Consider the following 14,456-nt stretch of genomic DNA (forward strand, 5'->3'; position numbering starts at 1 on the left):
GCTCACCGACCTTCCGTCACTTCTTCAGCAGTACCGACAGGTCCTGCCGCGCCTCCGGCACCGCCACCGTGCCCCGGTCGTCCGGCAGGGTCTGCACGGTGAACGCCGACAGCCCCTCGATGGTCCTCCGGAGGGTGCGGGAGGCGTAGACGGGGCCGCCGGAGAGCGTCTCCACGGTGAGCGCGTAGGTCCCCTTCAGGCCGCTCGGCACGGGCGCGTCCACGTCCTGGCTCGTGCCGCCCTTGATGGTGTACTGCTTCGTCACCGCCGTGCCGCCCTCACTGCCCGCGGAGGCGGTGACCTTGACGGTGGCCGTGGCGCCCGGTGCGGCCAGCGCGAGCGTGGTGTCCTTGGCGCTGTTGTCGGCGACCGACGCGCGCGTGCCGACCGGCGCGGTGGCCGGGATGAACGCCGACTCCTGCCCGCCGCCCTTGCCGCGTACCACGCGCAGCGCGGCCACCACCGGAACCGGTGTGCCGGTGGGCGTCAGCACCAGGGAGCCGGCCTCGCCGCGCGTGACGTCGCCGAGGTCCACGGCGGTGGTCATGCCGGCCTTCACGTGCACCGTCTCGTTCCCGGCCGGGGTGATCTCCCCGGAGGGCGAGGCGAGGCGCACCTTGAGGTCGGCGTCCGAGTCGCCGGGCGCGAAGGCGACCAGACGCACGTCGGTGGCGTCCTTGGGGATGCCGGGCAGCACCAGGGAGCCCGCCGGGTCCGTGGAGGCGGGCAGCCAGTCGCCGCCCAGCTTGTCGTCCAGGGCCTGCACGGCGGCGCCGACCCGGCCGCTGCGGACACTGACGTGGACCGTGAGGTCGCTCTCCCGGGCCTGGGTGAGCGTGGACAGCAGGACCGGCTCGTCGGCGTGGGGCTGGACGGTGATGCCCTCGCCGACGGTCGACTTGAGATTGCCGTCCTTGCCGTACAGCTCGATGTCGACGACCGCGGCGGAGTCGTCCGGGTTGGTCAGGTGCACGTAGTCGGTGCGCGAGGCGGCGGTGCTGACACCGGGGAACCAGAACTCGGTGTCGGGGGCGGTGCAGTTGACGCCGAGCAGACCGCGCCCGCTGCCAGCGGCGACCGCGGTGGTCTCCTGGACCGTCCAGCCGGGCGCGAACCTGCCCGTGGCGGTGCCGATCAGCGCCGGCGTGTCGGCGCCCGAGCCGTCCCCGGTGGCCGGGGTGCCGGGCTGCTTCGGCGTCAGTGCCGGCGCGCCGGACTGCTTCTTGCTCTTGCCCGCCCTGCCGCCCTTGCCGGTGTCGGTGCTGTCCGCCGACTGCTCGGCCGCCGCGGTCAGTTGGGCCTTGCCGCCGCTGGTGCCCTGCACGACCGGAGTGAAGGACGTGTACGAGATGTCCGCGATGTCGGAGGCGCTCGGCTGGGGGCACAGCAGCCGGGTCTGCTCCACGGGCAGCCGGGTTGCTGTCTTCGGGGCGTCGCTGCCGGAGGCGGCCGGCGCGGCGAGTGCCGCGAATCCGGTGACGGCGACGAGCGCGGTCGCGCCGGCGATCAGGGACAGGGTCGTGCGGTTCACTGCTGGCTCCCGTCGGGGCGCTCGCTGTCGGTGCCGTGCGCCGGGTCGTACGGTGTGGCGTAGCCCTGGGTGTACGTAGGGTCGTACGGCGCGGTGTTGCCGTATGCGTACGGGTCGTACTGGGCGCCCTGATAGGGGTCGGCCTGGTACGGCTGTTGCTCGTAGGCGCCGGGCGCGTACTGCTGGGGGATCCCCTGGTAGTGCTCGCCGCCGTAGGAGCCGTACTCGGTGTCCGCGTAGGTCGTCGTGTCCCACTCCCCGTACGCCGGCTGGTGCGGGACGGCGGCCGGCTCCTCGGCGGGGGCGGGCGGGGTGTCGGTGTCCTCGGCGGGCTCCTCCGCCTCGGACTGCGCCCGCAGCCGGCGGGCGCGGCGGCCCTCGCCGGTGACGTCCTGCGCGGGCACCACCCGCTCCTCCGGGAGGTCGTCGTCGATGTCACGGCGGCGGCCGGGCAGGGCGAGCACCACCAGGACGACGGCGAGCGCGCCCTGCGTCCACAGCCAGGCGGTGTGGCCGAGCGGAGTGTCGTAGGTGACGTCCAACCTGCCGCCCGAGGCGGGCAGTCGGAAGCCCTGCGCCCAGCCGTCCACGGTGGTGGCGGTGAGCGGCTTGCCGTCCAGGGTGGCGGTCCACTCCGGGCCGGCGGTGTCGGCGATCCGCAGGGTGCGGCCCTCGCCGCCCGAGGGGATCGTGGTGTGGATCTCGACGGGCCCGGCGGCGACCGGCTGCGGCGTGCCCGTGCCCCCGACGATCGCGGCGCGGGAGACCTCGTGGTCGACCCGCCACAGTGCGCTGCCGTCCTGCTGGCTGAGCCGGGTCAGGCCGGGGGTGGCGTCCAGGACGCGGCTGATGTCGCGGGGCGCGCCCTTGCGGACGAGGACATAGCGCACGGCGAAGCCGCCGAGTTCGTCGGCCTGGTCGGCGCCGGAACCGGCGACGAGGTTGGCGACGACCTTGTCCAGCTGCTTGTTCTCGCCGTCCTCGGCGGCGAGTTCACCGTCGCCGAGGCGGGCCCCGGAGCCACGGACCAGGGTGTAGCCCACGCGCGCGGTGGACTCGCCGTCGAGTACCAGGGTGCGGGCCTGGTCGCTGGTGCCGCTCTCCTCGGCGACGAACGCGGGCACCTGCACGGGGTCGCGCCGCTCCAGCGGCCCGTCCGCGCCGCGGATCATCCACCCGGCGGCGATGAGCAGGGGCCCGGCCGCGGACGCGAAGGCGATGAGCGCGGCGACCGGCTGGCGCCAGCCGAAGCTCTGCTCGGCCACCCGCGCGCGGGCGCCGTCCGCACCGACCGCGGCGGCGGCCAGCAGTGCGAGACCGTAGACGAGAGTGGCGGGTCCGGCCCAGGCGGAGCGGTTGGACAGGACCGCGAAGACGAGCGCCACCAGGGCGGCCGCCCACGCCGTCCGGACGGCGGTCTGGCGCTCGCCGCGCATCAGGGCGGCCAGCGCGGCGAGGACGACCCCGATGAGCAACAGCCCGCTGACCGTGCCCGGCCCGCCCGGGCTGGCGCCGAGCAGGTCGGAGGCGGAGGCCGCGCTCGCGCCGTACGCCAGACCGGCCTCCTTGAAGAAGCCGAACGGCAGCAGCGACAGCGACCAGGGAGCGAGCAGCAGCAGCGGGGTGCCGACCTGGGCGAGGAAGCGCAGACCGCGGGCGACCAGGTCGGTGCGGCGCACGACGAGCAGCGCGACACCCAGGACCAGGGCGATCGGCCACACGATCGGCGTGAACGCGGTGGTGATCGTCAGCAGGAGCGCGTAGGCCCAGGTGGCACGCCAGCTGCCACGCGCGCCGGAAGCGTGGGCGAGGCCGACGGCCGCGATGCCCGCGCGCGCGATGAGCGGCAGCAGCACCGCGAGGACCGCGGTGCCGATACGGCCGCCGGCGAGGGCACCGGTGGCGGCGGGCAGGAAGGCGTAGGCGACGGACGCCCACGCGCGCAGCAGCCGGGACTCGACGAGGGGACGCGAGGCGAAGTAGGCGGCGAACCCGGCGAGCGGCACCGAGCAGACGAGCAGCATCGTGACCGCGAGACCGGTGGAGCCGAGCAGTGTCGAGGCGAGCAGGGCGACGAGCGCCAGATACGGCGGCGCCGAGTGCGTGCCGCCGGCGCCCACCGGGTGCCAGGCGTCGAGATAGCGCGACCACAGCTGGGAGGAGCCGGCGGGTGCGGGCAGCAGCGCGCCGCCCGCGAGCGCGCCACCGCCGAGCAGCGCGCGGCAGGCGACGAGCGCGACGAGCAGGAGGACGCCGAAGAGCACCGGCCCGGGCTTGCGGGCGATGCGCTTGAGGCGTGCGAACTGTTCGACCTCCAGGAAGTCGGCGTCGTCACCTCCGGGTCCGGACTCCAGACCTCCGCCGTGCCGGCCGGCCGAGGAGACCTCGGGGTCGGAGCGGCCCACCAGGTTGCTCGCGACCTGTTCGACGGTGGCCCGGACGGTGGCTCCCGGGGGCGGGAACAGCGCGCGCAGTTCCCCCTTGTCGACCTGCGGGCGACCGCGCCCGCGCCGTCCGGCGATGATCCGCTCGGGCCGCAGCAGCGTCCCCAGCAGACCGCGGATCTCGTCGACGGCTTGGCCGGGCACCTTGCCGACGAGGTAGGCGACCGTGCGCAGCAGGGTGCCGAGCACCAGGCGGACCAGGATCCAGGGCAGCTGTCCGCCGCGGGCGTTGACGAGGAGGGTGTAGACGGCGCCCGCCTTGTCGACCTTGTGCGGGGACGCCGCGGTGCGGCCCACGCAGTCGACGGTGCGGCGCTCGCGGGAGGCCGCCTCGGCGTGCCGTACGACCGCGTCGGGGGCCACGAGGACGCGGTGGCCCGCGGCCTGGGCGCGCCAGCACAGGTCGACGTCGTCCCGCATCAGCGGCAGGTTCCGGTCGAACCCTCCGAGCTGCTCGAAGACATCGCGCCGGATGAGCATGCCGGCGGTGGACACGGACAGCACCGGGTGGACGTGGTCGTGCTGGCCCTGGTCCTGTTCACGGCGTTCCAGGCCGGTCCAGCGGCGGCCGGAGTTGGCGATGGTGACGCCGACCTCGAGCAGTTGCCGGCGGTCGTACCAGCCGCGGAGCTTGGGCCCGACGACGGCGACCTCGCGGCCCAGCTCGGCCTCGTGCTCCACGACGCGCAACAGCTCGGCCAGGGCGCCCGGTTCGGGGGCGCAGTCGTCGTGCAGGAGCCACAGCCACTGCACCGGCTCGCCGTACGGCAGCTCGGGCATGTCGTAGGCCTCGTCCCGCCAGGTGCGGGTCACGGGGTCCCAGCCGCTGGGGCGCTTGAGGTAGGGCAGGTCGTCCGGGGTCGGTGCGGGCGCGGAGCGGCTCGCCTCCTCGACGGCCTGGCCGAAACCGGTGCGCCGGGCGAGGTGCAGGACGCGGTCGGGGCCGAGTGCGTCGGTGAGCAGCTGGGCGGAGTGGTCCGCGCTGCCGGTGTCGGCCGCCACGGCGTTCTGCACGGGGCGGTCCTGACCGAGCAGCCCGGCGAGCGCGTCGGGGAGCCAGCGGGCGCCGTCGTGGGCGACGAGCACCGCGGTGACCACGTGACGCGGGAACTCTGGTGGAGACGGGTCGTGTTGGACCGCCGTATGGCTGTGCACGGACATCGAGGTACGGGCCCCGGTTCGTTGGACTGTGGTGGACGTCTGCGCCCCTGGAGGGGCAGCGGGACGTCTCGGACGGAGGCCCACACTAACGGCTTGACAAGATCACGGCCCGCCGCCTGTGGACAACCCACCTGCGACGGGCCGTTCGTTACGAAAGGATGTGCGGCTTTTTGTCGCTCGCCGCAGTGGCCACAGCGATGCCGGACGGCAGCCTTCCTCGGACGGCTGCCCTCCTCGGACAGCTGCCTTCCTCAGACAGCCGCCTTCTTGAGACGGCGGCGCTCGCGCTCGGACAGGCCGCCCCAGATGCCGAACCGTTCATCGTTGGCCAGCGCGTACTCGAGGCACTCGGAGCGGACCTCGCAGGCGAGGCAGACCTTCTTGGCCTCGCGGGTCGAGCCGCCCTTCTCCGGAAAGAAGGACTCGGGGTCGGTCTGGGCGCACAGCGCGCGCTCCTGCCAGCCGAGTTCCTCGTCCGCGTCGTCGACCAGCAGTTGCTGCACCAGCTCGGTCATGTGCGCCCCTCGTCTGTCTTTCGCGTCCCCGTGATGTAGCCGTTACCGAATCCGGCTGAACGACACGAGTGAAATTACAAGTGTGCCGATCCGGGCCAGTCAAGCCGAGATCTGCTATTGGGCCCCTTATTCACTCTGCGGAACCAAGGCTATGCGGAAAGTGTTCAAATCGGCATAAACCCTGACAGCCCGAGAGGGTCCAGGTGGCCCTGCACCCTCTCGTCGAGAAGGACGCCCGGGAGTTCGATCTCGTTCCGACACGCACATCGAAGCGAACCGGATCACATTCAGATCACGAGATCGCAACGACGTCCACGCGCCCGGCGGTGCGCCATGTGTCCCCCCGGGTCCGCTGAACAAACCTTTCCTCTGCCGGATGAACCGGATGAGGTGAAACAGCTCCCACATGGCGGACGCCGAGTTGACAGGGAAAGGTGTGAACCGATGTCCTAGTGGGCATGCTCGCGAACTCGGCACTCACCCAGACCCGCACCGCCGGGTCCCACGGTGCTGCCCGCGCTCGCTGTAGCTGTTGCTGTTCCGGCTGTTGAGCCTTCTCGCTCCGGCCGCTCCCGGGTCCACACGGCCCGGCTGTCGCTCCCTCCGCCCGCACCAGGGCTCGCGCCGCGCCCGTGACCCGGGCGGACGACACGCGACACCCCACCCCGCCCTCTCCCGCCGAGGAACCAGCGCACCCATGAACAGTGACAGCGACCTGCAGATCGCCGGCGACATCCTGGAAGTACCGCACCTGCTCCAGCCGCCGCGCGAGCACCCGGTCACCGTGGCCGAGTTCGCCGGACTGGCCCGCTCCGTCGCCGCCGACCGCTCCCGGTGGGAGCACCTGGTCCGCTACGACGCGACCTCCCGCTGGTACCACCGGCTGCAGACCGGCCCCGGCTACGAGGTGTGGCTGCTGTCGTGGGTGCCCGGGCAGGGCAGCGGACTGCACGACCACGGGCGCTCGTCCGGCGTGCTGACCGTCCTGCACGGCGCACTCACGGAGCGCACGGAGCGCGGCACCCGCGCGTTGCCCGCGGGAGCGCAGCGCGTGTTCGCGCCCGGCTACGTACACGAAGTGGTGAACGACACGCTGGAACCGGCGGTGAGCCTGCACGTCTACTTCCCCGGACTGACGCAGATGCCGATGCACACCAAGGCGTGCGCGGCGGCGGAGCGCGGCACGGTGGACACGCTCACGGTCTGACCGCGGGGGACGGTCACGGCATCACGGCATGGGGGCGGTCACGACCGAGTGAGGGACACGGTCCCGGGCTGAGGGGCTGCGTCCGTCCCGGACCCGGCGGCGGGTCGGGCACGGTCCCCCGCCAGGCGCCGTAGCGGGTGTCACCGCCCGGGCACGCGTTGTCGTAGGCGCCTGCAAGACTGCATCCATGCGCATTGTGGTTCTGGCAGGGGGCATCGGCGGTGCCCGGTTCCTGCGTGGTCTGAAGCGGGCCGTCCCGGACGCGGAGATCACCGTCATCGGCAACACCGGCGACGACATCCACCTCTTCGGGCTGAAGGTCTGCCCGGACCTCGACACGGTGATGTACACCCTCGGCGGCGGCATCAACGAGGAACAGGGCTGGGGCCGGGCCGACGAGACCTTCCACCTCAAGGAGGAGCTCGCGGCGTACGGCGTCGGACCGGAGTGGTTCGGGCTCGGCGACCGCGACTTCGCCACACACATCGTGCGGACCCAGATGCTGGGCGCGGGTTACCCGCTGAGCGCGGTGACCCAGGCCCTGTGCGACCGCTGGAAGCCGGGGGTCCGGCTGATCCCCATGTCGGACGACCGCGTCGAGACGCACGTCGCCGTCACGCTGCCCGACGGCGACTCGGCCGCGGGCTCCGGCGAACGCAGGGCGATCCACTTCCAGGAGTACTGGGTGCGGCTGCGCGCCTCCGTCCCGGCCGAGGCGGTCGTGCCGGTCGGCGCCGAGCAGGCGAAGCCCGCACCGGGCGTCCTGGAGGCGATCGCCGAGGCGGACGTGATCCTCTTCCCGCCGTCCAACCCCGTCGTCTCCATCGGCACGATCCTCGCGGTCCCCGGCATCCGGGAGGCCATCGCGGACGCCGGGGTCCCGGTGGTGGGCCTGTCCCCCATCATCGGTGACGCGCCGGTGCGCGGGATGGCCGACAAGGTGCTCGCGGCGGTCGGTGTGGAGTCCACGGCCGCGGCGGTCGCCGAGCACTACGGCTCGGGACTGCTGGACGGCTGGCTCGTCGACTCGGCGGACGCGGACGCCGTGGAGCGCGTGGAGGCCGCGGGCATCCGCTGCCGCGCGGTACCGCTGATGATGACGGACCTGGAGGCGACGGCGCGGATGGCCCGCGAGGCCCTGGCGCTGGCGGAGGAGGTGCGGGGCGCTTGATCGACGGGCTTTCCATGGATTCCGGGGCCGGCGGCGGCAGGCCCGCCGCCGTGCCCGCCTACCGGGTCTGGGCGCTTGCGGGGTTGCCGGAGATCCGTGAGGGCGACGACCTCGCCAAGGTGATCGCCGCGGCCGAGCCGGGGCTCGTCGACGGCGACGTCCTGCTCGTGACCTCCAAGATCGTCTCGAAGGCAGAGGGACGTGTCGTCCGGGCGGACGACCGGGAGGCCGCCGTCGACGCCGAGACCGTGCGGGTCGTGGCCCGGCGCGGACCGCTCAGGATCGTGGAGAACCGGCAGGGCCTGGTGATGGCCGCCGCCGGCGTCGACGCATCCAACACCCCGAAGGGCACCGTGCTGTTGCTGCCCGAGAACCCCGACGCGTCCGCGCGCGCCATCCGCGAAGGGGTGCGGGACACGCTCGGCGTGGAGGTCGGCGTGATCGTCACGGACACCTTCGGGCGGCCGTGGCGCACCGGACTCACCGACGTCGCCATCGGGGCGGCGGGTGTACGGGTCCTGGACGACCTTCGCGGCGGCACGGACGCGCACGGCAACCCGCTCAGCGCGACCGTCGTCGCCACCGCCGACGAGCTGGCGGCCGCGGGGGATCTGGTCAAGGGCAAGGCCGCCGGGCTGCCCGTGGCGGTGGTCCGCGGGCTGCCGCACGTGGTGACCGGGGAGGACGGCGACGGAGCGCGGGCGATGGTGCGCGGCGCGCGCGACGACATGTTCCGGCTGGGCACTTCAGAGGCGGTACGGGAGGCGGTGACCCAGCGCCGTACGGTGCGCACGTTCACCGGTGAGCCCGTCGACCCCGGTGCCGTACGCCGTGCGGTGGCCGCCGCCGTGACGGCTCCGGCGCCGCACCACACCACGCCGTGGCGGTTCGTGCTGCTGGAGTCCGAGGAGTCGCGGACGCGGCTGCTCGACGCGATGCGGGACGCGTGGATCGCGGACCTGCGCCGGGACGGGAAGAGCGAGGAGTCCGTCGCCAAGCGCGTCCGGCGCGGGGACGTACTGCGCAACGCGCCGTACCTCGTCGTGCCGTGCATGGTCATGGACGGCTCCCACACCTACGGCGACGCGCGGCGGGACGCGGCCGAGCGGGAGATGTTCGTGGTCGCGACGGGCGCGGGCGTGCAGAACCTGCTCGTCGCGCTGGCCGGGGAGCGGCTGGGGTCGGCGTGGGTGTCCTCGACGATGTTCTGCCGGGACGTCGTCCGCGAGGTGCTGGAACTGCCGGAGAACTGGGAGCCGATGGGCGCCGTGGCAGTGGGGCATCCGGCCGAGGAACCGAAGCCGCGGCCGGATCGGGACGCGGGGGTGTTCATCGAGGTGCGGTGAGCGGGCGCGCGCCCGGCCGCCGCCGGGAGGACGCGCACGACGGCCGCCCGCGGCCCACCCGCGCCGTCTACCCTCATAGGACGCCCAGTCTTGCCCAGTCTGCCCGCCGAACCCACACCAGGATCCCATCCGTGGCCGGACGATTCGCTCCCCGCCCCACCCCCACGACCGCGCGCGGCGGGCATGTCGTCGTGCCTGCGGGCATTCCGCGGCCGGCCACGGCACCCGGACGGCGGCGCACCTGGACCCCGCCCGGGCCGCTGGACCTGGGGCTGGTGCTCGGGCCGCTGCGGCGCGGGCCCGCCGATCCCACCTTCCGCACCACGCCCGACGGCTCGGTGTGGCGGGCCAGTCGTACGCCGCTCGGTCCGGGCACGCTGCGGGTCGCTCTCTGCGGCGGGGTCGCCGAGGCGGAGGCCTGGGGGCCCGGGGCCGAGTGGCTGCTCGAGCAACTGCCCGAGCTGCTCGGCGCGTTGGACGATCCCGACGCCTTCGAGCCACGGCACCGGCTGGTCGCACTGGCCCGGCACCGCCGGCCGGGACTGCGGCTCACCCGGACCGGACTGGTACTGGAGTCGCTGATTCCGTCGATCCTGGAGCAGAAGGTCACAACGGACGAGGCCTACCGGGCGTGGCGGCTGCTCGTACGGAAGTTCGGGGAACCGGCGCCGGGGCCCGCGCCGGGGTGGATGCAGGTGATGCCGGCGCCCCGGACCTGGGCGCTCATTCCGTCCTGGGAGTGGCACCGGGCCGGGGTCGACAACAAGCGGGCGTCGACGATCCTGCGGGCCGTGCGGGTCGCCGCCCGGCTGGAGCAGGCGGTGGGGATGGAGCCCGCCGAGGCCCAGGCGCGGCTCGAGGTGGTGCCCGGGATCGGGCCGTGGACCTCGGCGGAGACCGTTCAGCGCAGTCACGGGGCAGCGGATTCGGTGACCGTGGGAGACCTGCATCTGCCCGGGATCGTGGGCCACGCGCTGGCCGGGGACCGGAACGCGGACGACTCCCTGATGCTGTCGCTGCTTCAGCCGTACGCGGGCCAGCGGCACCGCGCGGCACGGCTGATCCTGTTGAGCGGGTCCGCACCGCCCCGGCGCGCTCCGCGGATGCGGCGGGGCGACATCGGGCGGCTGTAGCGCGGCGCCGGGTGCCCGCCGACATCGGGGCACCCGGCGCCGTCGAGCAGCGCTACTGCTGGTCCGAGGAGAAGCGCACCGCGCCCGCCGGGATCCGCGCGTCGCACCAGACCCGTACTCCTTCTCGGAGTTCGTTGTCCGCGCCGACCACCGCGCCGTCGCCGATGACCGCGCCCGTCAGGATGGAGCGCTCACCGATGCGGGAGCGGGCGCCGATCAGGGAGTCCGTGATGACGGCCCCGGGCTCCACGACGGCACCGGAGAGCACCGTGCTGCCGGAGATCCGGGCGCCCTCTCCGACGATCGCGCCCTCGCCCACCACCGTGCCGGCCGTCAGCTTCGCGTCCGAGGCGACCGTGGCCGTCGGCAGGATCAGGCGGTCGCCGCAGCGGCCGGGCACCGCAGGGGACGGGGCACGCCCGAGGACCAGGTCCGCCGAGCCGCGCACGAAGGCCGCCGGGGTGCCCAGGTCCAGCCAGTACGTGGAGTCCACCATGCCCTGCAGGTGAGCTCCCGCCGCCAGCAGGTCCGGGAACGTCTCGCGTTCCACCGACACGGGGCGGCCCATGGGGATCGTGTCGATCACCGAGCGGCGGAAGACGTACGCGCCGGCGTTGATCTGGTCGGTGACGATCTCCTCCGGAGTCTGCGGCTTCTCGAGGAACGCCGTGACCCGGCCCGTCTCGTCCGTGGGGACCAGGCCGTAGGCCCTCGGGTCCGTCACCTTCGTCAGGTGCAGCGACACGTCCGCGCCCGTCGACCGATGGGTGTCGACCAGGCCGCGGATGTCGAGGCCCGTGAGGATGTCCCCGTTGAAGACCAGCACCGGGTCCTCGGGACCTGAATGGAGGCGGCTCACCACGTTGCGGATGGCGCCGCCCGTGCCGAGGGGCTCCTCCTCCGTGACGTACTCGAGGCTGAGGCCGAGGGACGAGCCGTCACCGAAGTAGGGCTCGAAGACCTCGGCCAGGTAGGAGGTGGCGAGCACGATGTGCTCCACGCCCGCCGCCTTCGCCCGCGCCAGCTGGTGTGTGAGGAACGGGACCCCTGCCGCCGGAACCATCGGCTTGGGGGTGTGCACCGTGAGCGGGCGCAGCCGGGTGCCTCTGCCGCCGACCAGGAGGATCGCTTCTGTCACCTGTCGTCTCTGCTTCCTGCCGGGACCGGCCAATCTGTGAATCGGCCGACCAGTTTATGCAGACCGCGTTGTGAGGACCGCAAAGGGCGTTATGAGGACCGTGAGAGAGGTCCCTCTCCCGCGCCTTCGATGACAGGGGAACGTCCTTCGACGGCCGTGGGGTTGGCCCCGCGCACCTCCGCGCGGATGAACTCCTACGGTGTCCTGCGGGCCGCCGCGGTGTGATACCACTCACCGTACGACGACGCACGGATGGCCGGTACGACGTCATGTGACGGTCCTCCGCCCTCAGCGGCCCTGCAGGCGGGCCGCGGTGGAGCGGATCGTGCCGAGTTTGCCGTACAGCTGCTGTCCGGGGCAGTCCGTGGCGTACCCGTCGCGATGTCCGGAGACCACATTCAGTCGCGCCTTCTCACCCTTGGGGTACAGATTGCCACCCCCGGACTCCAGGTATGTCGCGCCGCGCGGATCCATGCCGTACAGGCCGAGTTTCCACGCGGTCAGCGCGCCCAGGGCGTCCAGGATGTCGGCCGTCGGTTTGGTGTTGCCGGAGTAGGTGCCGATGACGGCGACGCCCATGCTGTCGCTGTTGAACCCCATGGTGTGGGCGCCCAGCACGGGCTTGTCGATGCCTCCGGCGCGCCCCTCGTAGATGGTTCCGCACTTGTCGATGAGGAAGTTGTACCCGATGTCCCGCCAGCCGTTACTCACCACGTGGTAACGGTAGATACTGCGGATGACGGAAGGTGCCTGCTCGCAGGTGTAGTTGTTGCCCGAGGCCGTGTGGTGCACGAACGCCACCTTCACCTTGTCGGTGTAGACGAAGCCCGCCTCGCGCAGCGTCTCGTCGGCGCCCCAGCCGCTGCGGGTGACGATTTTCGGGCGCGGGGCGGTGTGGGTCTCCGTCTGCTCCGGGAGCTGTCCCGGCTCCTTGCCCGGGACTTCCTTCGCCGGGCTGGCGGTGACCGCGGGGCTCGGGGTCCCTTTTGCCGGGTTCGCTGCCCCTTGCCCCGGATTTGGAGTCGCCCGCCCCGGGTTCGGGGTCGCCCGTCCCGGCTTCGGGTTCCCCTTCGCGGGGTTCCCCTTCGTGGGGTTCGCCGCCCCCTGCGCCGGGGCGGCGGTCCCCTTCGCCGCGTTCGGCGGCTCCTTCGCCGTTCCCTGTGCCCCCGGCGAGGGGGCCGGGGTCCCGGTGCCGTCCAAGGACGTACGGCCGGCGCCACGGCCCGAGGCGGCGGAGCCCGCGCCGGCCGCCGTGCCGGGTGCGCCCCTGCCGGACGGTTTCGGCGAGGCGGCGTGTGCGGCGGGGCCGGGGGCGCCCGCCCTCGAATCCGCGCCCGGGTCCACCAGTTCGACGCGGAGTCCGTCGGGGAGCCCGGGCGACCTCGGCGTCCCGGTGTCGTCCTGTTCGGCGCTCACCCTCACCTCGACTCCGTCCGAGTCACCGACCCACAGGGGCGCGGTCGCCCCGTGCACCCTGCCGGACCGGCCCTCCTCGGTGTCCGGGTCGGGGCCGTGGCCACTGTGGTGCGTCTCGAGTTCCCGCCACTCGGACCACCGGTGCGTCCCGCTCGCGCGGGTACGGACCTCGACATGGCCGTGGAGGTCGACGCCCGGGTCGTCCCAGACGACGCCGACCAGTGAGAAGGAGCGCACCGTCTGCGGGGTCAGGCCCGCTTCGACCACCGCCCCGGCGGAGCGGGTGAAGGGCACGAGAGGGAGGGACTGGGTACTGCCGGGGACGGCCACCGAAGCCGACGGACCCCGCGCGCCCGTTCCGGCCACGGCGGCCGGGACCGCGAACGGAAGGCTCAGTACCGCCGCACAGCTGACACCGATCGAGGAAGCAAGATATCCACGCATGCACACGATCTTGGACATAGTCAGACATACATGTCCATCCGGAAACTGACGCCCCGTCGACTGCGCTCGGCCGAACCGGTGGCGCCCGAAGCGCCGCCGCCGACGCCCGCCCGTCCGCCCCCGCGTACGCTTGCCCGCGTGAACGCCACCGATCGCACCCCTGCCGACCTGCTGCGATCCGCGCTCGCCGCGGACCCCGCGCGCCCCCTGGTGACCTTCTACGACGACGCCACGGGCGAACGCGTCGAACTCTCCGTGGCCACCTTCGCCAATTGGGTGGCCAAGACCGCCAACCTGCTCCAGGGCGACCTCGCCGCAGAGCCCGGCGACCGGGTCGCGCTGCTGCTGCCCGCGCACTGGCAGACGGCCGTGTGGCTGCTCGCCTGCTCGTCCGTGGGCGTCCTCCCGGACGTCGACGGCGATCCGGGCGCCGCCGACCTCGTGGTCAGCGGGCCCGACACACTGGACGCCGCCCGCGCCTGTTCCGGGGAGCGCGTGGCCCTCGCCCTGCGCCCCCTCGGCGGCCGCTTCCCGCAGACCCCGGACGGCTTCGTCGACTACGCGGTCGAGGTGCCGAGCCAGGGCGACCGCTTCCAGCCGTACGCACCCGTGGACCCGGACGAGCCGGCACTGATCGTCGCCGGGGCCGAGTACACGGCGGCCGAAGTGGTGGAACGGGCCCGCGCGGACGCGGCGCCGCTCGGACTGAACGGCCCCGGGGCGCGGCTGCTGTCGGGGCTGCCGTACGACACCTGGGCCGGGTTGAGCGCCGGACTGTACGCCCCCTTGGCCACGGGGGGCTCGGTCGTGCTGTGCCGGCACCTGGAGCGGTTGGGGGAGGAAGGGCTGGCCAAGCGGATCGAGAGCGAGAAGGTGTCGGCGACGGCCTTGAGCTGAACCGCCCGGTGGGGCAGCCCCGCACCCCATAGGGGCGCGGTCGGCCTCCATCC

General features: G+C 73.3%; 10 protein-coding genes. 5 read left to right on the forward strand and 5 right to left on the reverse strand.

Going from position 1 to position 14,456, the window contains the following annotated elements; all coding sequences use genetic code 11:
- Positions 1 to 16: 16 nt before the first annotated feature.
- The 3 genes from AC5WS8_RS22535 to AC5WS8_RS22545 form a co-directional block, all read right to left on the reverse strand.
- Complete coding sequence (locus AC5WS8_RS22535) at positions 17 to 1,531, reverse strand: DUF5719 family protein (protein ID WP_496105255.1); 1,515 nt, start codon at positions 1,529 to 1,531, stop codon at positions 17 to 19.
- Complete coding sequence (locus AC5WS8_RS22540; protein WP_496105256.1) at positions 1,528 to 5,136, reverse strand: glycosyltransferase family 2 protein; 3,609 nt, start codon at positions 5,134 to 5,136, stop codon at positions 1,528 to 1,530. The genes AC5WS8_RS22535 and AC5WS8_RS22540 overlap by 4 nt, the downstream gene beginning before the upstream one ends.
- Positions 5,137 to 5,387: 251 nt before the next feature.
- Positions 5,388 to 5,651, reverse strand: coding sequence for a WhiB family transcriptional regulator (locus tag AC5WS8_RS22545; protein WP_003975777.1), 264 nt, complete (start codon positions 5,649 to 5,651; stop codon positions 5,388 to 5,390).
- A gap of 697 nt (positions 5,652 to 6,348) precedes the next feature.
- Here AC5WS8_RS22545 and AC5WS8_RS22550 point away from each other — a divergent pair.
- The 4 genes from AC5WS8_RS22550 to AC5WS8_RS22565 all read left to right on the forward strand — a co-directional run bounded on the left by AC5WS8_RS22550 (position 6,349) and on the right by AC5WS8_RS22565 (position 10,508).
- Positions 6,349 to 6,858: a cysteine dioxygenase gene (locus AC5WS8_RS22550; RefSeq protein WP_496105257.1), complete on the forward strand. Its 510-nt coding sequence runs from the start codon at positions 6,349 to 6,351 to the stop codon at positions 6,856 to 6,858.
- Positions 6,859 to 7,045: 187 nt separating this feature from the next.
- Entirely contained in the window at positions 7,046 to 8,029 is a 984-nt protein-coding gene (gene cofD / locus AC5WS8_RS22555) for a 2-phospho-L-lactate transferase (RefSeq protein ID WP_496105258.1), read from the forward strand.
- Between the two features lie 14 nt (positions 8,030 to 8,043).
- A complete protein-coding gene (locus AC5WS8_RS22560; RefSeq protein ID WP_496105397.1) occupies positions 8,044 to 9,375 on the forward strand; it encodes a coenzyme F420-0:L-glutamate ligase in 1,332 nt (443 codons plus the stop codon).
- A gap of 131 nt (positions 9,376 to 9,506) precedes the next feature.
- Complete coding sequence (locus AC5WS8_RS22565) at positions 9,507 to 10,508, forward strand: DNA-3-methyladenine glycosylase family protein (protein ID WP_496105259.1); 1,002 nt, start codon at positions 9,507 to 9,509, stop codon at positions 10,506 to 10,508.
- A 52-nt stretch (positions 10,509 to 10,560) separates the two neighbouring features.
- Here the strand turns inward: AC5WS8_RS22565 and manB are convergent, their stop codons facing one another.
- Entirely contained in the window at positions 10,561 to 11,646 is a 1,086-nt protein-coding gene (gene manB, locus AC5WS8_RS22570) for a mannose-1-phosphate guanylyltransferase (protein ID WP_496105260.1), read from the reverse strand.
- A 288-nt stretch (positions 11,647 to 11,934) separates the two neighbouring features.
- A complete protein-coding gene (locus tag AC5WS8_RS22575; protein ID WP_496105261.1) occupies positions 11,935 to 13,524 on the reverse strand; it encodes a peptidoglycan recognition protein family protein in 1,590 nt (529 codons plus the stop codon).
- A 120-nt stretch (positions 13,525 to 13,644) separates the two neighbouring features.
- Here AC5WS8_RS22575 and AC5WS8_RS22580 point away from each other — a divergent pair, with 120 nt between their 5' ends.
- Complete coding sequence (locus tag AC5WS8_RS22580) at positions 13,645 to 14,403, forward strand: TIGR03089 family protein (protein ID WP_496105262.1); 759 nt, start codon at positions 13,645 to 13,647, stop codon at positions 14,401 to 14,403.
- The last annotated feature ends 53 nt before the right edge of the window (positions 14,404 to 14,456 follow it).

This window comes from Streptomyces sp. PTL18, assembly GCF_059510295.1.

Coding starts and splice junctions, on each gene's coding strand:
- AC5WS8_RS22575 (WP_496105261.1), bottom strand. CDS start 13,524: ATGTCCAAGATCGTGTGCATGCGTGGATATCTTGCTTCCTCGATCGGT.
- AC5WS8_RS22550 (WP_496105257.1), top strand. CDS start 6,349: ATGAACAGTGACAGCGACCTGCAGATCGCCGGCGACATCCTGGAAGTA.
- AC5WS8_RS22560 (WP_496105397.1), top strand. CDS start 8,044: ATGGATTCCGGGGCCGGCGGCGGCAGGCCCGCCGCCGTGCCCGCCTAC.
- AC5WS8_RS22545 (WP_003975777.1), bottom strand. CDS start 5,651: ATGACCGAGCTGGTGCAGCAACTGCTGGTCGACGACGCGGACGAGGAA.
- AC5WS8_RS22540 (WP_496105256.1), bottom strand. CDS start 5,136: ATGTCCGTGCACAGCCATACGGCGGTCCAACACGACCCGTCTCCACCA.
- cofD (WP_496105258.1), top strand. CDS start 7,046: ATGCGCATTGTGGTTCTGGCAGGGGGCATCGGCGGTGCCCGGTTCCTG.